Raw genomic sequence first — 19,513 nt, forward strand, 5'->3', positions numbered from 1 at the left:
CAAAGGGCGCCCGAAGGCGCCCTTTCTCATCGAACGTCAGCTTAGAACGGCACGTTGAGGTTGCGCAGGTCGCGCTTCGTTTCCACCAGCACCAGCGGCCCTTCATCGGCCACCTGCACGGCAGGACGCTCGCGCGGCACGTGCGCCGGCTTGGGTTCGGCCGCCATCGCTGCTTGCGCGGCGGCGATCTTCTCCGCGTCCGACAGAACCCATTGCAGGCCCGAACCTTCCGCCACGTGCTTCAGGTCGTCGATCGGCAGGTTGAAGGCCTGGACACGCGGCATCACGCGTCCCGTGGCCGGTGCGGCCGCCGCAGCCACCGGCTGCTGCACGCGTCCCGCGCCGTTGCCGGCATGGCGCTCTCGCGGCATCGGCGCATGGCCGGCGAACACTTCCTGTTCCGCCGGCGACACTTCGGCGCCGGTGGCCACGTCGGCCGCCTGCTCCGGGCGGTCGGCGCGCTCTCCGCGCTCGCGGCGGTCACGGCCGTAGCGATCGCGCGAGCGGCCGCGCCGGCTTTCGTCGTTGCCGGCTTCCACCGGCCGCGTTTCGTCGAAGTGCGTATGCGACTCCAGCACGGCGTTGGCCATCGGCGGACGCTCCGCCATCGGCGATTCGGTCACCGCGCCGACCGAGCCGGCCGCCCCGGCCAGGGCTTCACCTTCTGGCGAGGAATCGCGCGGCAAGCGGTTGTCGCGGCGCTCTCCACGGTCCCGACCGCGGCTGTCGCCACGCTCGCCACGGTCACCGCGTGACTCCTGGCGTGGCTGCTGCGCGGCGCCGCCTTCGTTGCCGGCCTCCGGCGCATCCATGGCGACGCCTTCGCCCGCGGCATTGCGCTGCAGCAGCTCCTCGCGCTCGCGGTCGGAGCGCTCGGCCTCGCGGCGCTGGCGCGCCTCGTAGCGCTCGCGGCTTTCCGGCGGCTCGCGATTGTCGCGGGTTTCGCGCGGCGGCTGCCCTTCGCGGGTCTCGCGCGGCTGTTGCGGCTGCTGCGGCTGCTGGGGCTGCTGCGGTTCGCGGCTGTCCCGGGCCTGCCGCGGCTCGCGGTTGTCGCGCGGCTCGCGGCTGTCCCGGGCTTCACGCGGCTCGCGGCTGTCCCGCGCCTCGCGCGGCTCGCGGCTGTCGCGCGACTGAGGCTCGCGCTGCTCCCCGCGGCTGTCGTTGGCTTCACGCGGCGCACGCTGGTCGGTGGCCTCGCGCGGCTCGCGCTGGTCGCGTTGGCGGCTGTCGCCGCCGCGGCTGCGGTCATTGCGACTGCCGCGACCGTCGTTGCGCTGCGAATCGCGCTGGCCTTCGGGCTTCTGACCGGCCTGCTCGCCTTCGGCGGCAATGGGTTCGCGCTTCTCGCCCTCGCGGCGACTGTCGTTGCCACGGCGGCTGTCGCCACCACGGTTGTCGCCACCACGGTTGTCGCTGCCGCGGCTGTCGCGGCCCCGGTCGCGTCCGCCACGACGGCTGTTACTGCGGCCATCGCCGCGATCGCTGCGGCCATCGCCGCGGCCGTCAGTGCGGCCATCGGCGCGCGGCTCGCGCTTTTCGTCCTTGCCGGCCGTCGGTGTCGAAGCGGGCACTGCGACTGGCGCTGCGGGAGCGGCGTCCGTCGGGGCCAGGCCCAGCACGTTCTTGAACCACGAGAAGAATCCCTTCTCCGCCGGGGCCTGCGCCGCTTGCACGGGAGCCGCGGTGGGTACGGGTGCCGCAGCGGGGGCGGGAGCCACCCTGGCCACTGGCTCCTGCACGGGCGGCTTCGCCACGGGCATCGGCGCCGGCGCGTCCGGCAGCACGCCCTTGATCAGGGGCTCCTGCTTGTTGGTGCGCTCGTGCGAGCGGCGCGTCACGGCGGTCGGGTCTTCGATCTCCTCGGCCATGTGGTAGCTGGCGCGCAGGCTGTCCAGGCGCGGATCGTCGTGCTTCAGGCGCTCGAGCCGGTAGTTCGGCGTCTCCAGCGTCTTGTTCGGCACCATCAGCACGTTGATGCGCTGCTTCATCTCGATCTTGGCGATCTCGGGGCGCTTCTCGTTCAGCAGGAACGAAGCGACTTCCACCGGCACCTGGACGTGCACGGCGGCCGTGCCGTCCTTCATCGACTCTTCCTGGATGATCCGCAGGATCTGCAGGGCCGAGCTTTCGGTGTCGCGGATGTGGCCGTGGCCGCTGCAACGCGGGCAGGGGATCGATGCGCCTTCGGACAGGGCCGGGCGCAGTCGCTGGCGGCTCATCTCCATCAGGCCGAACTTGCTGATCGAGCCGAACTGCACCCGGGCGCGGTCCTGCCGCAGCGCGTCGCGCAGGCGGTTCTCGACCTCGCGCCGGTTCTTCGACTCTTCCATGTCGATGAAGTCGATGACGATCAGGCCGCCCAGGTCGCGCAGCCGCATCTGGCGCGCCACTTCGTCTGCCGCTTCCAGGTTGGTGCGCGTTGCGGTTTCCTCGATGTCGCCGCCCTTGATGGCGCGCGCCGAGTTGACGTCGATCGACACCAGCGCTTCGGTATGGTCGATGACCACCACGCCGCCCGACGGCAGCTTCACTTCGCGGGCATATGCCGACTCGATCTGGTGTTCGATCTGGAAGCGGGCGAACAGCGGCGCGTCGTCGCGGTAGCGCTTCACGCGGGCCGCGTGCTCCGGCATCACGTGCGCCATGAACTGGTGCGCCTGGTCGTAGATGTCGTCCGTGTCGATCAGGATGTCGCCGATGTCGTGATTGAAGTAGTCACGGATCGCGCGGATGACCAGGCTCGACTCCTGGTAGATCAGGTAGGCGCCCTTGCCGCCCTTGGAAGCGCCTTCGATGGCGGTCCACAGCTTGAGCAGGTAGTTCAGGTCCCACTGCAGTTCGGGCGCGCTGCGGCCGATGCCTGCGGTGCGGGCAATGATGGACATGCCGTTGGGATACTCCAACTGGTCCATGTTCTCCTTCAATTCCGCCCGGTCGTCGCCCTCGATGCGGCGCGAGACGCCGCCGCCGCGCGGGTTGTTGGGCATCAGCACCACGTAGCGGCCGGCCAGCGAGATGAACGTGGTGAGCGCCGCGCCCTTGTTGCCGCGTTCTTCTTTTTCCACCTGGACCAGCAGCTCCTGCCCTTCCCGGATGGCGTCGCTGATGCGCGCCTGCGAGACCGATACGCCCTGGGCGAAGTACTGCTTGGAGATCTCCTTGAACGGCAGGAAGCCGTGGCGGTCTTCGCCGTAGTCCACGAAGCAGGCTTCGAGCGAAGGCTCGACCCGCGTCACGACCGCCTTGTAGATGTTGCCCTTGCGCTGTTCGCGCCCCTCGATCTCGATTTCGTAGTCGAGCAGTTTCTGCCCGTCAACGATCGCCAGCCGGCGTTCCTCCGCCTGCGTGGCGTTGATCAGCATCCGCTTCATCGCGTCACCTTTTTCTCGTCAAACATGCCGGCCTCCCTGCGGAGGCCCCACGATGCGAACAGGCGCTTCGAAACGAATGGAATTGCCGGAGTGCGACGCGGCTGCCCGAGCTGTCTAGCTCAGCAACCGTCGCAAAGGCACAGGGATGGGGGCGAGGGAGCGACGGCGCTGCACCGCAAATGCAGCGGTGGAATGGGCGCCGTCGAGAAGCCAAGGGGCCTGCATGGCAGGCGCCGGCAGCAGCCAGCGCCAGAAAGCCAGGAGGAGAACCATCAGCACCGTTGTCTCGCTTTGATCCGTCCGCAAGCCGGAGGCTTGCGGACTCGTATTCCGTATCAGTGTTTCAAAGAGCCGGCCCCTGCCGGCACCGGCCGCGCCATGACGGGCTCAGGCCCGGAATCTGCGCGGCACGATGCCGGTGGCATCGACCAGCCAGGGGCGATGCAGGTGGGAGGGGTGGACTAAACTGCCCGCTAAATCAACCACTTACAGCGTAACCCTGGTGAAACAGATTATAGGGGGCCGGCCGCCCCCTGCAAGCGCCGAGGTGCGGTTTCTTGTCGTCGGGGAGGAATCCGCAGGCCAGCGCCTCGACAATTTCCTCATCCGGGTCCTCAAGGGCGTGCCGAAAACCCATGTCTACCGGATCATCCGGTCGGGCGAAGTGCGGGTGAACAAGGGCCGGGCGGGGGCCGACACCCGGGTGGAGGAGGGCGACGTCGTGCGGGTACCGCCGGTGCGCATCGCCGACAGCGTGGCGGCCAAGGCGGACAAACCGGCGCCGCCGCGCGAGTTCCCCATCCTGCTGGAGGACGACCACGTGCTGGCCATCGACAAGCCCGCGGGCGTGGCGGTGCACGGGGGCAGCGGCGTCAGCTTCGGGGTGATCGAGCAGCTGCGCCAGGCCCGGCCGGCGGCCAAGCTGCTGGAGCTCGTGCACCGGCTGGACCGCGAGACCTCCGGCATCCTGCTGGTGGCCAAGAAGCGATCGGCCCTGACGAAGCTGCAGGAGCAGTTCCGCGACCGCGAAACCGGCAAGACCTACCTGGCGCTCGTCACCGGCGCCTGGCCGGCCAGCAAGAAGGTCATCGACCAGCCGCTGCACAAGTACCTGCAGGCCGACGGCGAGCGGCGGGTGAAGGTGGTGGCGAAAGATGATCCGGACGGGATGCGGGCGATCAGCGTGGTGAAGGTGCAGGAGAAATTGCAGGGCTTCACGCTCCTCGAAGTCACCATCAAGACCGGCCGCACGCACCAGATCCGCGTGCACCTGGCCAGCGCCGGCCACCCGATCGCGGGCGACGACAAGTACGGGGACTTCGAGCTGAACAAGGTGCTGGGCAAGCAGGGCCTCAAGCGCATGTTCCTGCATGCGTGGCGGTTACAGTTCGATCACCCGGCCACGGCGGAACGCGTCGCATTGCTCGCGCCGCTACCCCTGGAGCTGCAGAATTTCATCGACCATGCCCGCCTCCCGACCGCGCCGGTTTGACCTGATCGCCTTCGATTGGGACGGCACCCTCTTCGACTCCACGCAGATCATCGTGCGCTGCATCCAGCAGGCCGTGGGCGATGTCGGCGGCGCGGTGCCGTCGGACAGCGACGCCGCCTACGTGATCGGCATGGGGTTGATGGAGGCACTGGCGCACGCCGCGCCGGACGTGCCGCGCGAGCGCTATGCGGAGCTGGGCGCGCATTACCGCCGCCACTACATGGCGCGGCAGGACGACCTGAGCCTGTTCCCCGGCGTGCTGCCGATGCTGGCGGCCCTGCGCAAGCGCAACCACTGGCTGGCGGTGGCCACCGGCAAGTCGCGCCGTGGGCTCGACGACGTCCTGCGCAGCGAGCAGCTGCACGGGGTGTTCGACGGCTCGCGCACGGCGGACGAGACCGCGGGCAAGCCCGATCCGCGCATGCTGCATGAGCTGATGACCGAGTTCGGGACCGAGCCGCGGCGCACGCTGATGATCGGGGACACCACCCACGACCTGCAGATGGCGCTGAATGCGGGCTGCCCCAGCGTCGCGGTGAGCTACGGCGCCCACGACACACACGGGTTCGCGGCGTTGGGGCCGCAGGTGGTGGTGCATTCGGTCGCGGAGCTGCACGAGTGGCTGCTGGAGCACGCGTGACGTGAGCCAGGCGCAGCAGGTCCCCCTTTGCAACGGCCGCGACCTCGTGGACGGCGGGGTCGCCGTACCGTTCGACGTGGTGTATGCCGGCCAGACCTGCCGCGCCTTCGCCATCCGCTGGCAGGGCGGTGTGCACGCCTACCTGAACCGATGCACGCACGTGGCGATGGAAATGGATTGGCAGCCCAACCAGTTCTTCGACGACACCGGCCGCTGGCTGCTGTGCAGCACGCACGGCGCTGCCTACCAGCCCGACACCGGCGCCTGCGCTGGCGGGCCCTGCCGGGGCGCGCTGGTGCGCATTGCCCTCACGGAGAGGGATGGCGTCGTGCACTGGCATACTGACTACAACCTGCAACCGGTTTCCTTCTGACATGAACGATCCCACCACCCCGCCGGAAAGCCCGGCCCCCGCGCCCGCAACCGGATGGGAGCGCGGCACCATGGAGCGCCTGCTGTTCGCGACCTTGAAGGAGCAGAGGGCGCAGCGCCGCTGGCGCACGTTCGTGCGGCTGGCCTGGCTGGCGTTCTTCATCTTCCTGTTCTGGACGCTGTCGTCGCGCGGCAGCACGGGCGCCGACAAGCTGACGCCGCACACCGCCGTGATCGAGATCGACGGGGAGATCGGTTCGGGCAACGAGGCCAGCGCCGAATTCGTGGTCGCCGCCGCCAAGGCGGCCTTCGAAGATGCCGGCGCGCAGGGCGTCGTTCTGTTGATCAACTCGCCGGGCGGCAGCCCGGTGCAGGCCGGCATCATCAACGACGAATTGCGCCGCCTGAAGGCGAAATACAAGAAGCCCCTGTACGCCGTGGTCGAGGAGTCTTGTGCTTCGGCCGCGTATTACATCGCCGTCTCGGCCGATCGCATCTTCGTCGACAAGGCCAGCATGGTGGGCAGCATCGGCGTGCTGATGGAAGGCTTCGGCTTCACCGGCCTGATGGAGAAGCTGGGCATCGAGCGCCGGCTCATGACGGCCGGCGAGAACAAGGGCTTCCTCGACCCGTTCAGCCCGCAGACCGAGCGCCAGCGCGAACATGCGCAGGAGATGCTGAACCACGTGCACAAGCAGTTCATCGACGTGGTGCGCACCGGCCGCGGCAAGCGCCTGAAGGAAGTGCCCGAGCTGTTCAGCGGCCTGTTCTGGACCGGCCAGCAAGCCATCGAACTGGGCCTGGCGGACCAGCTCGGCAACCTCGATTACGTCGCCCGCGAAGTGATCAAGGCGGAGGAACTGGTGGACTACACCCGCCACGAGAACGTCGCCGAGAAGCTGGCCAAGCGTTTTGGTGCATCGATCGGCGAGGGCGCGGTGAAGGCGTTGCGGACGATGCAGCCCCTTCGGTAGTCTCCGAAGAGAGCCCGTCGCGCTGCGAAATTAACGCAGAAGACGCAGAAGAACAGCCAAAGACGCAAAAGAAACCCAATTGGTTTTTTCTGCGTCTTTTGTCTTTCTTTTGCGTCTTCTGCGTTGAAATCCGCAGCGAGTCCGACTATGCGCCAAGGGCAAACACGCTGGGCACGTCGTTCGTCACCGGTTCCGCAAGCCTCTTCCACTCCGCAACGAGTCCACTGCGGCATCGCGCGGTCGGCAGCGTCAATGCTGAAGCCATCGCAATGCGTGTCGTGGGCTTGAGCGACTGCAGCATCGCCTGCCACAGCGCCACGTTGCGATACGGCGTCTCGATGAACAGCTGCGACTGTCCCGTGCGCAGGGCCAGCGCTTCCAGCTCGCGCAAGCGCTGCTGGCGCGCGGCGCCTTCCTGCGGCAGGTAGCCCACGAAAGCGAAGTTCTGGCCGTTCAGGCCGCTGGCCGCCAGCGCCAGCAGCAGCGACACCGGGCCCACGAGCGGCACCACTTCGATTCCCAGGTCATGCGCGGCCCGCACCACCGACGAGCCAGGATCGGCGATCGCCGGCATGCCGGCTTCGCTCACCAGGCCGATGTCATGGCCATCGAGCGCCGGCTGCAGCAGGCCCCGCGCGTCGAACGACGCAGGCGCGTGGTCACCCTTCTTGTGCACGGCGCGTGGCAGTTCCTGGATCTGCTGCAACTGCACGGTGGCGGCCAGTGCCTGCACCTCGCCGACCCGCTTGAGGAAGGCGCGCGCCGACTTGGCGTTCTCGCAGATCCAGTGCGTGAGGCCCGCGGCGACGGCGATGGTGCCGGCCGGCAGCACGTCCGCCAGCGGCGCCACCGCAGCGCAGCCGAAATCCAGCGGCGTCGGGACGAGGTAGAGCCGGCCCTTCATCCCGGCACGCGGATGCCGGCCGCGCGCAGCATCCGGCAGGTGCGGATCAAGGGCAGTCCGACCAGCGCGGTCGGGTCGTCGCTGTCGATGGCGTCCAGCAACGCGATGCCCAGACCCTCGCTCTTGGCGCTGCCCGCGCAGTCATAAGGCTGCTCGGCCTGGAGGTAAGCCTCGATCTCGGGCAACGCCAGTTCGCGAAAGCGCACGCGCACCGGCGCCAGGTCGTGCTGCGTGAAGCCGCTGTCCGCGCACATCACCGTCACCGCTGTCTGGAAGATCACGGTGCGGCCGCTCATCTTGCGCAACTGCGCCAGGGCGTTGGCATGGTTGCCCGGCTTGCCCAGCGGCTCACCATCCAGGTCCGCCACCTGGTCCGAGCCGATCACCACCGCACCCGGATGCAGGCGCGCCACGGCTTCGGCCTTGGCGGCGGCCAGTCGCCGCGCCAGGAGCGCAGGCGTTTCCCCGGCCCGGGGCGTTTCGTCCACGTCCGGCGGCACGACGCTGAACGCCAGCCTCAGCCGTGCCAGCAGCTCGCGGCGGTAGAGGGAGGTGGAACCCAGCACCAGCGGGCGCGCGGCGGGGGCTTCAGTGGACGGCGGCATCCGGTGATTCTCTTACACTGGCCGGATGGCCAAGGACTACGACCCGCACCGTCTCGACGTGCGCCGCTTCGCCGAGGAAGGAGCCGAGCTCACGGGCGAAGACGGGCTGCGCCGCTACCACCGGCTTTCCGCCGAGACCCAGGGTGGCGCGCCGGACCGCCCGGTCACCTGGCAGGCTCGCGGCGAGCTGCTCAACCCGCGGCACGTGCATCCGCAGGTCTGGCTGCACCTCGATGTCGCCGCCAACCTGCCGCTGGTCTGCCAGCGTTGCCTGGCCCCGGTGGAGATGCCGCTGGCGGTGCGCCGCTCCTTCCGGTTCGTGCCGGACGAGGCCACGGCCGCGGCCGAGGACGACGCGGCCGAGGAGGACTTGCTGGCGCTGAGCCACAGCTTCGACCTGCTCGAACTGGTGGAGGACGAACTCCTGATGGAGGTGCCGGTCGCCCCGATGCACGAGGTGTGCCCCCAACCCGTGAAGATGTCCGCGGTGGATGACGATTTCGACACCGCCGGCGGCCAGCGCGAGAACCCGTTCGCCGTCCTGGGGCGCATCAAGGCCGGCAAGTAGGCGGGGCAGCCGAGTTGGTCTATAATCGCGGGCTTCGCGCCAAAAGGGCAGCGGCATGGCCATGGGGCGTGCGCCGACCTTCGCGACCCGTCCAACCCATCAACCTGCCGAGCGCGTGCATCGCTGCGCGCGGCGCCCAGATTCCAGGAGCCCGTCATGGCTGTCCAGCAAAACAAGAAGTCGCCTTCCAAGCGCGGCATGCACCGTTCGCACAATGCCCTGGTCACGCCGGGCATCGCGGTGGAGCCCACCACGGGCGAGACGCACCTGCGCCACCACATCAGCCCGACCGGGTTCTATCGCGGCCGCAAGGTCGTGAAGACCAAGAACGACGCCTGATCCTGCAGTCACGGGATCCCGGGGCCCGGCTGCGCCGCGCGGTGCAGCCGGGCCCTTGTCTCTTCTGCGCTCGCAATCCGCCGGTTTGCCCCTACAGTTGATGCCATGACGACCATCCTGGCTGTCGATTGCATGGGCGGCGACCATGGGCCGCGCGTCACGCTCACGGCGTGCCGCCATTTCCTGCACGCGCATCCCGAGGCGCAGTTGCTGCTCGTCGGCGCCCCGGCCGCGCTCGCATCCCTGGAGCATCCCCGCGCGCGCATCGTGCCCGCCACCGAGGTGGTGACGATGGACGACGCCATCGAGGTGGCCTTGCGCCGGAAGAAGGACTCTTCGATGCGCGTGGCCATCCAGCAGGTGAAGGACGGCAACGCGCAAGCCGCCGTGTCCGCCGGCAACACCGGCGCGCTGATGGCGCTGGCGCGCTACCTGCTCAAGACGGTGGACGGCATCGACCGGCCCGCCATCGCCACCCAGCTCCCCAACGCCAAGGGCCAGGCCACCACCGTGCTGGACCTCGGCGCCAACGTGGACTGCACGGAGCAGCACCTGCTGCAGTTCGCCGTGATGGGTTCGGCGCTGGTCGCGGCGCTGACCGGCAACAACATGCCGACCGTGGGCCTGCTGAACATCGGCGAAGAAGTGATCAAGGGCAGCGAAGTCATCAAGAAGGCGGGCGAACTGCTGCGATCCGCGGGCGCCGCCGGCGACATCAACTTCTTCGGCAACGTTGAGGGCAACGACATCTTTAAGGGCACCACCGACATCGTGGTCTGCGACGGCTTCGTCGGCAATGTCATGCTCAAGACCGGGGAGGGCGTCGCCTCGCTGATCAGCGGATTCCTCAAGGAGGAATTCACCCGCAGCCCGCTGACCAAGCTGGCCGCACTGGCCGCGTATCCGGTCCTGACCGCGCTGAAGAAGCGCGTGGACCACCGCCGCTACAACGGCGCGGCCCTGCTGGGCCTGCGCGGCCTGGTGTTCAAGAGCCACGGCTCCGCCGACGAATTCTCGTTCGAGCAGGCGCTCAACCGGGCTTATGATGCGGCCCGCAACAACCTGCTCGACCGCGTCCAGGCCCGGATAGCGCACGCCCGACCGCTGCTGGTCGGGTCGGATGCCGACGCCGCGCCCGTGGAAACGGCCACCACCTGAGAATGACCAAGTATTCCCGGATCACGGGCACGGGCAGTTACCTGCCGCCGAAGCGCGTGACCAATGCGGAGCTGGCGGCGCAACTCGCAGCCGACGGTGTCGAAACCTCCGACCAGTGGATCGTCGAGCGCACCGGCATCCGCGCGCGCCACTTCGCCGAAGCCGACGTGACCAGCAGCGACCTGGGCTTGCACGCGGCGCGCAGCGCGCTGGAAGCCGCGGGACGCCAGCCCTCCGACATCGACCTGATCATCGTCGCCACATCGACGCCGGACATGGTGTTTCCCTCGTCCGCCGCGATCCTGCAGCACAAGCTGGGCATCGCCGGCTGCCCGGCGTTCGACGTGCAGGCGGTGTGCAGCGGCTTCGTCTATGCGCTGACCGTCGCCGACGCGATGATCCGCACCGGCAGCGCCAGCAAGGCGCTCGTGATCGGCGCCGAGGTGTTCTCCCGCATCCTCGACTTCAAGGACCGCACGACCTGCGTCCTCTTTGGCGACGGCGCCGGCGCGGTGGTGCTCGAAGCGTCGGATACGCCCGGCATCCTGGCCACCGACCTGCATGCCGACGGCAAGTACGTGGGCATCCTGTGCGTGCCCGGCAACGTGTCCGGCGGCAAGGTGCTCGGCGACCCGCTGCTGAAGATGGACGGGCAGGCGGTGTTCAAGCTCGCCGTGGGCGTGCTGGAGGAATCCGCGCGCGCCACCCTCCAGAAGGCGGGCCGCACCGAAGCCGACATCGACTGGCTGATTCCGCACCAGGCCAACATCCGCATCATGCAGGGCACGGCGAAGAAGCTGAAGCTGCCGATGGACAAGCTGGTGGTGACGGTGGACCAGCACGGCAACACGTCCGCCGCGTCGATCCCGCTGGCGCTGGACGCCGCGGTGCGCAAGGGCCAGGTCAAGAAGGGCGACACGCTCATGCTCGAGGGCGTGGGTGGCGGCTTCACCTGGGGTGCGGTGCTGCTGGACTTCTGAGCCGGGACAGCGGCTCGTACAACGACAAAGCAGGTGGAGACATGAAATCGTTCGCTTTCGTCTTTCCCGGGCAGGGCTCGCAGTCCGTCGGCATGCTCGACGCCTGGGGCGACCATCCGGAAGTTCGCAAGACGCTGCAGGAAGCATCGGAGGCCCTCGGCGAGGACGTCGGCCGGCTGATCCGGGAAGGGCCGAAGGAAGCGCTGGCGCTGACCTCGAACACGCAGCCCGTGATGCTGGTGGCCGGCCTCGCCGCCTACCGTGCGTGGCTGGCCGAGAGCGGCGCACAGCCTGCCGTGGTGGCCGGCCACTCGCTGGGCGAATACACGGCGCTGGTCGCCGCCGGCGCGCTTACGCTGGCGGACGCCGCGCCGCTGGTGCGGTTCCGGGCGCAAGCCATGCAGGAGGCGGTGCCCGTGGGCACCGGGGCGATGGCCGCCATCCTCGGCATGGACGCGCAGCGGGTGATCGAGGGGTGCGCGGAGGCCCTGCGCAGCTTCGGCCCGAACAGCGGCGAGACGGTGGAGGCCGCCAACTTCAACGATCCGGCGCAGACCGTCATCGCCGGCAGCAAGGCGGCCGTCGACAAGGCCTGCGAACTGCTCAAGTCCATGGGCGCCAAGCGCGCGCTGCCGCTGCCGGTGTCGGCGCCTTTCCATTCCAGCCTGATGAAGCCGGCGGCGGAGCGTCTGAAGGAGCGGCTGGCGGCGACCACGCTCGTCGCGCCGCGCATCCCGGTGGTGAACAACATCGAAGTGAAGGTCGAGACCGACCCGGATCGCATCCGCGGCGCCCTCTACGAACAGGCGTTCGGTCCGGTCCGCTGGGTCGAATGCGTGCGCGCGATCCAGTCGCGGGGCATCACCACCATCGTCGAATGCGGCCCCGGCAAGGTGCTGGCCGGCCTGGTCAAGCGCATCGACCCGACGCTGGTTTCCGCCAGCATCCACGATCCGGCCAGCCTGGCCGAAGCCAAGGGACTGCTCGCATGACCACCACCACGCTGCAGGGCCAGGTCGCCCTCGTCACCGGCGCCTCGCGCGGCATCGGCGCAGCGATCGCCCATGAACTCGCCGCCCGTGGCATGAAGGTGATCGGCACGGCCACCACCGACGACGGCGCCGCGAAGATCAGCGCCGGCCTGGCGCAGCATGCCGGCTGCAAGGGCGAGAAGCTCGATGTGAACGACGCCGCGGCCGCCGAAGGCTTGATTGCCGCCATCACCAAGGAGCACGGCGCGCTGCACGTGCTGGTGAACAACGCCGGCATCACGCGCGACAACCTGTCGATGCGCATGAAGGACGACGAGTGGGACGCGGTGCTGGACACCAACCTGAAGGCCGTCTTCCGGATGAGCCGCGCCGTGATGCGCACGATGATGAAGCAGCGCTACGGCCGCATCGTCAGCATCACCAGCGTGGTGGGCGCTTCGGGCAACCCCGGGCAGGCGAACTACGCCGCGGCGAAAGCCGGGGTGGCCGGCATGACCCGCGCGCTGGCGCGCGAGCTTGGCAGCCGCGGCATCACGGTGAACTGCGTGGCGCCCGGCTTCATCGAGACGGACATGACGGCGGCCCTGCCGGAAGACCAGCAGAAGGCACTGCTGGGCCAGATCCCGCTGGGCCACCTGGGCAAACCCGCCGACATCGCGCATGCGGTGGCGTGGCTTTCCTCCCCCCAGGCCGGCTACGTGACGGGCCAGGAAATCCACGTCAATGGCGGCATGTACATGACATAGTCCTGATTCCACGGACCGGGCAGCGCATCGCGATGCCCGGTCTCCCCTGGGAAGGGGATCCGGCTTTGCCGGGCCCCTTCCCACTGACCAGGCCACTCTGAATTCGCGAAGCGAATTCAGAGTGATCGGCGGCCCGGCTAAAATCGGCGATTCAAACACAACCCCCAGAGGGAACCATGAGCGATATCGAAGCACGTGTCAAAAAAATCATCGCCGAGCAACTCGGCGTGGAAGAGTCCCAGGTCACCAATGAAAAAGCCTTCGTGGCGGACCTCGGCGCGGACTCGCTGGACACGGTGGAACTGGTCATGGCCCTCGAGGATGAGTTCGGCATCGAGATCCCGGACGAAGACGCCGAGAAGATCACGACGGTGCAGAACGCCGTCGACTACGCCAGCGCCCACCAGAAGGCCTGAGCCCAGATGCGTCGGCGCGTCGTCGTGACGGGACTGGGCTGCGTGTGCCCGGTGGGCAATACCGTCGCCGAATCCTGGGCCAACCTGCTGGCGGGCCGAAGCGGCATCGACATGGTGCAGTCGTTCGACACGGGCAGCCTGTCCGTGAAGTTCGCGGGCGAGGTCAAGGGCTTCAACGTCACCGACTACATGCCGGAGAAGGAAGCCCGGCACATGGACCGCTTCATCCACCTCGGGCTGGCCGCGGCCAGCCAGGCGGTGGCGGATGCCGGCCTGCCCACGGGTGACGCCCTCGACCCGGAACTGGCGACGCGCATCGGCGTGAACATCGGCTCGGGCATCGGCGGGCTGCCGATGATCGAGGTCACCCACACCGAGATGGTCAATCGCGGTCCGCGCCGGATTTCCCCGTTCTTCGTGCCGGCGTCGATCATCAACATGATCTCCGGCCATGTGTCCATCCGCTACGGCTTCCAGGGCCCGAACATCGCGATCGTCACGGCCTGCACCACCGGCCTGCACGCGATCGGCGTGTCGGCGCGGATGATCGAAAGCGGTGACGCCGACGTCATGGTGGCCGGCGGCGCCGAATCCTGCGTATCTCCGCTCGGCATCGGCGGTTTCGCCGCGGCCCGGGCCCTGTCCACCCGCAACGACGACCCGAAGACGGCCTCCCGTCCCTGGGACAAGGACCGCGACGGCTTCGTGCTGGGCGAGGGCGGCGGCGTGATGGTGCTGGAGGAGTACGAGCACGCGAAGAAGCGCGGAGCGAGGATCTACGCCGAGCTTGCCGGCTTCGGCATGAGCGCGGACGCGTACCACATGACCGCGCCGAACGTGGACGGCCCGCGCCGCTCGATGGTCGCGGCGCTCAAGAATGCGGGGGTCAACCCCGACCAGGTGCAGTACCTCAACGCCCACGGCACCTCCACGCCCCTGGGCGACGTGAATGAGACCAACGCCATCAAGAACACGCTGGGCGATCACGCCAAGAAGGCGGTGGTGAACTCCACCAAGTCGATGACGGGCCACCTGCTCGGCGGCGCCGGCGGGATCGAGTCGGTGTTCACGGTGCTGGCGTTGCACCACCAGAAGAGCCCGCCGACGATCAACATCTTCAACCAGGACCCGGAGTGCGACCTGGATTACTGCGCCAACGAGGCGCGGGACATGAAGATCGAGGTGGCGCTGAAGAACAACTTCGGCTTCGGCGGCACCAACGGCTCGCTGGTCTTCAAGCGCATCTGAGCGCTTTCGCCTGCCTCCCACCCCATGCATGCCGCTCCATCGGTGAGTTATCCGGTGGGGCGCAGCGCGTTCGCCGGCGTGCTGCTGGGGCTGCCCGGCGCGGCCGGCCTGGCCGCGGCGATCGCGTTCACCCTGCAATCCGATGGCTTCGGCTGGCGGCAGGCGGCTGCCTGGGTCGCGCTGGCGGTTGCCGGACTGCTGGCCGGCACTGCCTGGGCGCGATCGGCGCGCGGGGTGCTGCACTGGGACGGCGTCGGCTGGCAGTGGGAAGAAGGCGCGGCCATGGGCTCGGGCGCGCCTGAAATCGCCCTGGACCTGCAGTCCCGGCTGCTGTTGCGATGGCGCTCCGAAGCCAGCGCGGTGCGCTGGCTCTGGCTCGAGCGAACGTCGGCCCCGTCCCACTGGGACGCGCTGCGGCGTGCGGTATATTCGCGCGCTTCCGCGGCCTAACAATGACCAAGACGCCTCCTGCCGCACCCCCATCGCCCGGCGACACCGACCTGATGCTGGTGGAGCGGACGGTGGCGGGCGACCAGAAGGCCTTCGAACTGCTGGTACTGAAGTACCAGCGGCGCATCGAGCGCCTGATCGGCCGGATGGTGCGCGACACCGACCTGATCGAGGACATCGCCCAGGAAACCTTCATCCGCGCCTACCGCGCCCTCGCCCAGTTCCGCGGCGAGGCGCAGTTCTATACGTGGCTGTACCGGATTGCGGTGAATACCGCGAAAAAAGCCCTGGTCGACCTCAAGCGCGATCCCGTCGTTTCCGAAAGCGCGCTGCGCGGAAACGATGATGAGGAAGAAACTTCCGGCATGGAGAACGAACTAACCACCGCGGAAACGCCGGAAACGGTGCTCGCGGCCAAGGAAATCGCCGCCACGGTCAACTCGGCCATGGAGGCGCTCCCCGAGGAATTGCGGCAGGCGGTGACGCTGCGCGAGATCGAGGGCCTGAGCTACGAGGAGATCGCGGAAGTGATGAATTGCCCGATCGGCACGGTGCGCTCGCGCATCTTCCGGGCGCGCGAGGCGATTTCGGCGAAAGTGAAGCCCATGCTGGAGAACCAGTCGGGCAAGCGCTGGTAAAGGCGCGGGATCAATAAGAGATGGAACAGATGGACAACCGGGAAATGATTTCGGCGCTCGCCGACGGCCAGTTGCGCGGTGACGCGCTGGTCCGCGCCGTGCAGGCCGCGGCAGCGGACGCGCCCTCGCGCGAGGCCTGGTGTGCCTATCACCTGGTCGGCGAGGTGCTGCGCACCGGCCGGGCGCCGGTGGGCGCAGCGCCGGAGGCCTTCCTCGCCCAGCTGCGCGGCCGCCTGCAGGCCGAGCCCGCGCCGAGGGCGGCCGCCACCGTGTTTCCTGAAATCGTGGTGCGGGGCAGCGAGCGTGCCGCGGCCAACGACTGGCGCTGGAAGATCGCCGCTGGCGTGGCTTCGGTCGCGGCGGTCGCCGCCATCGGCTGGAACATGGCGGGCACCGGCATGCCGTCCAGCGCGCAGCCGCAGCTCGCCGCGGCCCCGGCCGCAGGTGTGACGGCCGCCGCGGTGCAGCCCGCCTCCATGATCCGGGACCCGCAGCTTGACCGCCTGCTGGCGGCCCACCGCCAGCATGGCGGCGCCACCGCGCTGCAGACGTCCTCCGGTTTCCTGCGCAACGCCACTTTCGAAGGGCCGGCCCGCTGAGGGCCCAGCATGACGCGGCCGATCCCAGCCGTCGCCGGAAGGCGACTTGCCAACGGTGTCCTCGCCTTGTCGGCGGTCGCCGCCATGAGCTTCGCCGCGGCTGCAGCGGCAGGCGGCCGGGCGGATGCCCGGGCCGGCGTGAAGGGCGAGCTCGGCGTGAACGAGTGGCTGGCGCGCATGCACGACGCCTCGCGCCAGCGCAATTACATCGGCACGTTCGTGGTGTCGTCGAGCAACGGCTCGATGTCCAGCGCGCGCATCTGGCATGCCTGCGACGGCCAGCGACAGGTGGAACGGGTCGAGTCGCTGTCGGGCACGCCGCGGTCCACCTTCCGCCGGGACGACGAAGTGCTCACCTTCCTGCCGGAAACGCGCACCGTGCGCAGCGAGCGGCGCGAGTCGCTGGGGCCGTTCCCCGAGCTGATGCGGCCGGAGGAGTCGGCCATCGCCGAGTACTACACGGCGCAGCGCATCGGCGGCGACCGCGTCGCCGGTTTCGAGGCGGACATCGTGCAGTTGACGCCCAGGGACCCCCTGCGCTTCGGCTACCGCATCTGGTCCGAGAAGAAGAGCGGCCTCGTGGTGAAGATGCAGACGGTGGAAGACGGCGGCAAGGTGCTGGAGCAGGCGGCCTTTTCCGAATTGCAGCTCGACGCGCCGGTGCGCATGGAGCGGCTGGCCCAGATGATGGCCGTGCCCGAGGGCTGGCGCGTCGAGAAGACCGACGAGGTCAAGACCACCGCCGCCGCCGAGGGCTGGGCCCTCAAGGCAGCCGTGCCGGGCTTCAAGCCGATGACCTCGTACAAGCGGCCCAGCGAAGGTGCACTGCAGTGGACGTTCTCTGATGGGCTGGCGTCGGTGTCCTTGTTCGTCGAGGCCTACGACGCGAAGCGGCATACCCAGGAGGGCGTGTTTTCCAGCGGCGCCACCAACACCCTGACGCGTCGCGTCGGGCAGGACTGGTGGGTCACGGCGGTGGGAGAAGTCCCGTCGCCGACCCTGAAGGCTTTTGCGATCAGCCTTGAGCGGCGCCGGTAACGCCCCCATCTGGACAGCCGGGCCTTGGCCCCCGCATGTAAAGGGCCATGCGTCGCCCGCTGACGCAGAACCTTTGCGCTTGGACGTATTCTCAGCTATTGAGTTTGGTCGACCCTTCTGGAGAGATCCGTATGTTTCCCCTGGCTAGCAAGAACGTGTGCAGCCGTGGACTGGTGGTGGCCCTGGCCATTGCCGGCGCCGCGGCGTTCACGCCGGTTCCCCCGGCGCATGCGCAATCGGCGCCGCAACCGCGGTCGCTGCCCGATTTCACCGACCTGGTGGACCAGGTGGGTCCGGCGGTCGTCAACATCCGCACCCTCGAGCGCTCGCGCGTCGCTGGCAGCGCCGGCGGCGGCCGCGAGGGCGGCAGCAGCCAGGATGAGGAGATGCAGGAATTCTTCCGGCGCTTCTTCGGCGTGCCGATGCCCAACGCGCCGAACACGCCGCGCCAGCCGCGGCCCAACCCGCGCGGCGGCGGCGAAGAAGAAACGCCGCGCGGCGTCGGTTCCGGCTTCATCCTCACGGCCGACGGTTTCGTCATGACCAACGCGCACGTGGTCGATGGCGCGGACGAAGTGATCGTGACCCTGCCGGACAAGCGCGAGTTCAAGGCCAAGGTCATCGGCACGCCCGACAAGCGCTCCGACGTGGCTGTCATCAAGATCGAGGCCACAGGCCTGCCCTTCGTGCGCGTCGGTGACGTCGCCAAGCTCAAGGTCGGCGAATGGGTGATGGCGATCGGTTCGCCGTTCGGCCTGGAGAACACCGTCACCGCCGGGATCATCAGCGCCAAGGGGCGCGACACCGGCGACTACCTGCCCTTCATCCAGACCGACGTGGCGATCAACCCCGGCAACTCGGGCGGCCCGCTGATCAACATGCGCGGCGAGGTGATCGGCATCAACAGCCAGATCTATTCGCGCTCGGGCGGTTTCATGGGAATCTCGTTCGCCATCCCGATCGACGAGGCCATCCGCGTGGCCGACCAGCTGCGCGTGAGCGGCCGCGTGCAGCGTGGCCGCATCGGCGTGCAGATCGACCAGGTGACGCGCGACGTCGCGGAATCGATCGGCCTGGGCCGGCCGCAAGGCGCGCTGGTGCGCAGCGTCGAGAGCGGCTCGCCTGCGGACAAGGCGGGCGTCGAGGCCGGCGACATCATCACGCGCTTCAACGGCCAGCCGATTGAACGTGCTTCCGACCTGCCGCGCATGGTGGGCAACATGAAGCCGGGCACCCGCGCGGCCCTGACGGTGTTCCGTCGCGGCAGCGCCAAGGAGCTGGCGGTCACGGTCGCCGAGTTCGAGCAGGAGGTCGCCAAGGCCACGCCAAAGCCGCCGCAGGCGCCCGACGACCGGCCCAAGTCGTCGTCGCCCGCAGCGCAATCGCTTGGCCTGGTGGTCGCTGAACTCACGGCGGCGCAGCGCAAGGAGGCCAAGCTTGCCAAGGGTGGTGTGCGCGTCGAGGCGGTGACCGAAGCAGCGCAGCGCGCCGGTATCCGCGAGGGTGACGTGATCGTTGCGATCGCCAATACCGAGATCGCATCCGTCAAGGAGTTCGATGCGGTGGTGGCCAAGGCCGACAAGGCAAAGCCCATTCCGGTGCTCGTGCGCCGAGGCGAGCTCGCGAGCTACCTGCTGATCCGGCCCACGCGCTGAGAACTGGCAGCCCCCGGCAAAAGGCCCCAAGCCCCGCGCGGGCCTGGGGCCTTTTTTTCGGCATCGTCAAAAAAAGACAGGGGGGATGAGAGGTTTACTTTCCGACCCCAACGGTCTTTTTAGTTTGTACCCGCTAACTTATTGAGCGGTCTATGGACGGGATTGGTTAGAATTCGGGTCCCCGAGCGTGCCTTCCCGGCATATGGACCGGTTCCAGAACCACCATGCGGGATGCTCAACTGGACGTGCACCGCCGATCCACAGGCGGCCCACATGTTGTCCCCCCGAACCTCGTTCAGAAATGTTGAAAACCTGTGGATAACATGCG

20 protein-coding genes are annotated in these 19,513 nt (G+C 68.5%); 17 read left to right on the forward strand and 3 right to left on the reverse strand.

The annotated features are described in order from the left end of the window. Window positions 1–41 precede the first annotated feature (41 nt). Window positions 42–3,371, reverse strand: a complete 3,330-nt coding sequence (locus WG902_RS13485; protein ID WP_340060603.1) for an Rne/Rng family ribonuclease — start codon at window positions 3,369–3,371, stop codon at window positions 42–44. Between the two features lie 502 nt (window positions 3,372–3,873). Here WG902_RS13485 and WG902_RS13490 point away from each other — a divergent pair. Genes WG902_RS13490 through WG902_RS13505 form a run of 4 tightly spaced genes read left to right on the forward strand, consistent with a single transcriptional unit; the run spans window position 3,874 to window position 6,849 of the window. Further along, window positions 3,874–4,863: an RluA family pseudouridine synthase gene (locus WG902_RS13490; RefSeq protein ID WP_340060604.1), complete on the forward strand. Its 990-nt coding sequence runs from the start codon at window positions 3,874–3,876 to the stop codon at window positions 4,861–4,863. Next, entirely contained in the window at window positions 4,835–5,503 is a 669-nt protein-coding gene (locus WG902_RS13495) for an HAD family hydrolase (RefSeq protein WP_340060605.1), read from the forward strand. The genes WG902_RS13490 and WG902_RS13495 overlap by 29 nt, the downstream gene beginning before the upstream one ends. A gap of 1 nt (window position 5,504) precedes the next feature. Further along, complete coding sequence (locus tag WG902_RS13500; protein ID WP_340060606.1) at window positions 5,505–5,876, forward strand: Rieske (2Fe-2S) protein; 372 nt, start codon at window positions 5,505–5,507, stop codon at window positions 5,874–5,876. A gap of 1 nt (window position 5,877) precedes the next feature. Further along, a complete protein-coding gene (locus WG902_RS13505; protein ID WP_340060607.1) occupies window positions 5,878–6,849 on the forward strand; it encodes a S49 family peptidase in 972 nt (323 codons plus the stop codon). Window positions 6,850–6,994: 145 nt separating this feature from the next. On the opposite strand, the gene WG902_RS13510 is transcribed toward WG902_RS13505, so the two are convergent. Both WG902_RS13510 and WG902_RS13515 read right to left on the reverse strand, forming a co-directional pair. Continuing rightward, entirely contained in the window at window positions 6,995–7,753 is a 759-nt protein-coding gene (locus WG902_RS13510; RefSeq protein ID WP_340060608.1) for an SAM-dependent methyltransferase, read from the reverse strand. After that, a complete protein-coding gene (locus tag WG902_RS13515; RefSeq protein ID WP_340060609.1) occupies window positions 7,750–8,358 on the reverse strand; it encodes a Maf family nucleotide pyrophosphatase in 609 nt (202 codons plus the stop codon). The genes WG902_RS13510 and WG902_RS13515 overlap by 4 nt, the downstream gene beginning before the upstream one ends. A gap of 25 nt (window positions 8,359–8,383) precedes the next feature. On the opposite strand from WG902_RS13515, the gene WG902_RS13520 reads away from it, so the two are divergent. The 13 genes from WG902_RS13520 (at window position 8,384) to WG902_RS13580 (ending at window position 19,185) form a co-directional block, all read left to right on the forward strand. Further along, a complete protein-coding gene (locus WG902_RS13520) occupies window positions 8,384–8,926 on the forward strand; it encodes a YceD family protein (protein WP_340060610.1) in 543 nt (180 codons plus the stop codon). 156 nt (window positions 8,927–9,082) lie between these two features. Next, complete coding sequence (gene rpmF / locus WG902_RS13525) at window positions 9,083–9,265, forward strand: 50S ribosomal protein L32 (protein ID WP_332827369.1); 183 nt, start codon at window positions 9,083–9,085, stop codon at window positions 9,263–9,265. A gap of 105 nt (window positions 9,266–9,370) precedes the next feature. Continuing rightward, entirely contained in the window at window positions 9,371–10,423 is a 1,053-nt protein-coding gene (gene plsX / locus WG902_RS13530) for a phosphate acyltransferase PlsX (protein WP_340060611.1), read from the forward strand. 2 nt (window positions 10,424–10,425) lie between these two features. Continuing rightward, window positions 10,426–11,403 (forward strand): beta-ketoacyl-ACP synthase III, encoded by a 978-nt coding sequence (locus WG902_RS13535; RefSeq protein WP_340060612.1) that lies wholly within the window; start codon window positions 10,426–10,428, stop codon window positions 11,401–11,403. A 41-nt stretch (window positions 11,404–11,444) separates the two neighbouring features. Next, entirely contained in the window at window positions 11,445–12,395 is a 951-nt protein-coding gene (gene fabD / locus WG902_RS13540; protein WP_340060613.1) for an ACP S-malonyltransferase, read from the forward strand. Then, on the forward strand, window positions 12,392–13,141 hold the full coding sequence (gene fabG / locus WG902_RS13545) for a 3-oxoacyl-ACP reductase FabG (protein WP_340060614.1): 750 nt from the start codon (window positions 12,392–12,394) through the stop codon (window positions 13,139–13,141). The genes fabD and fabG overlap by 4 nt, the downstream gene beginning before the upstream one ends. Window positions 13,142–13,317: 176 nt before the next feature. Continuing rightward, window positions 13,318–13,557 carry an acyl carrier protein gene (gene acpP / locus WG902_RS13550; RefSeq protein ID WP_332827374.1) on the forward strand — a complete coding sequence of 80 codons (240 nt, stop codon included), beginning with the start codon at window positions 13,318–13,320 and terminating at the stop codon, window positions 13,555–13,557. A gap of 6 nt (window positions 13,558–13,563) precedes the next feature. After that, window positions 13,564–14,805, forward strand: a complete 1,242-nt coding sequence (gene fabF / locus WG902_RS13555) for a beta-ketoacyl-ACP synthase II (RefSeq protein ID WP_340060615.1) — start codon at window positions 13,564–13,566, stop codon at window positions 14,803–14,805. A gap of 24 nt (window positions 14,806–14,829) precedes the next feature. Continuing rightward, a complete protein-coding gene (locus WG902_RS13560; RefSeq protein WP_340060616.1) occupies window positions 14,830–15,255 on the forward strand; it encodes a hypothetical protein in 426 nt (141 codons plus the stop codon). A 2-nt stretch (window positions 15,256–15,257) separates the two neighbouring features. Further along, complete coding sequence (gene rpoE, locus WG902_RS13565; RefSeq protein WP_340060617.1) at window positions 15,258–15,893, forward strand: RNA polymerase sigma factor RpoE; 636 nt, start codon at window positions 15,258–15,260, stop codon at window positions 15,891–15,893. A gap of 29 nt (window positions 15,894–15,922) precedes the next feature. Continuing rightward, window positions 15,923–16,492 (forward strand): RseA family anti-sigma factor, encoded by a 570-nt coding sequence (locus WG902_RS13570; protein ID WP_340060618.1) that lies wholly within the window; start codon window positions 15,923–15,925, stop codon window positions 16,490–16,492. A gap of 9 nt (window positions 16,493–16,501) precedes the next feature. After that, window positions 16,502–17,530 (forward strand): MucB/RseB C-terminal domain-containing protein, encoded by a 1,029-nt coding sequence (locus tag WG902_RS13575; RefSeq protein WP_340060619.1) that lies wholly within the window; start codon window positions 16,502–16,504, stop codon window positions 17,528–17,530. A gap of 131 nt (window positions 17,531–17,661) precedes the next feature. Next, the gene (locus tag WG902_RS13580; RefSeq protein ID WP_340060620.1) at window positions 17,662–19,185 is read left to right on the forward strand and encodes a DegQ family serine endoprotease; all 1,524 of its coding nucleotides are present in this window, start codon (window positions 17,662–17,664) and stop codon (window positions 19,183–19,185) included. Window positions 19,186–19,513: the final 328 nt, after the last annotated feature.

The sequence above is a fragment of the Ramlibacter sp. PS3R-8 genome (assembly GCF_037572435.1).
In the GTDB taxonomy this organism is placed as follows: Bacteria; Pseudomonadota; Gammaproteobacteria; order Burkholderiales; family Burkholderiaceae_C; genus Ramlibacter.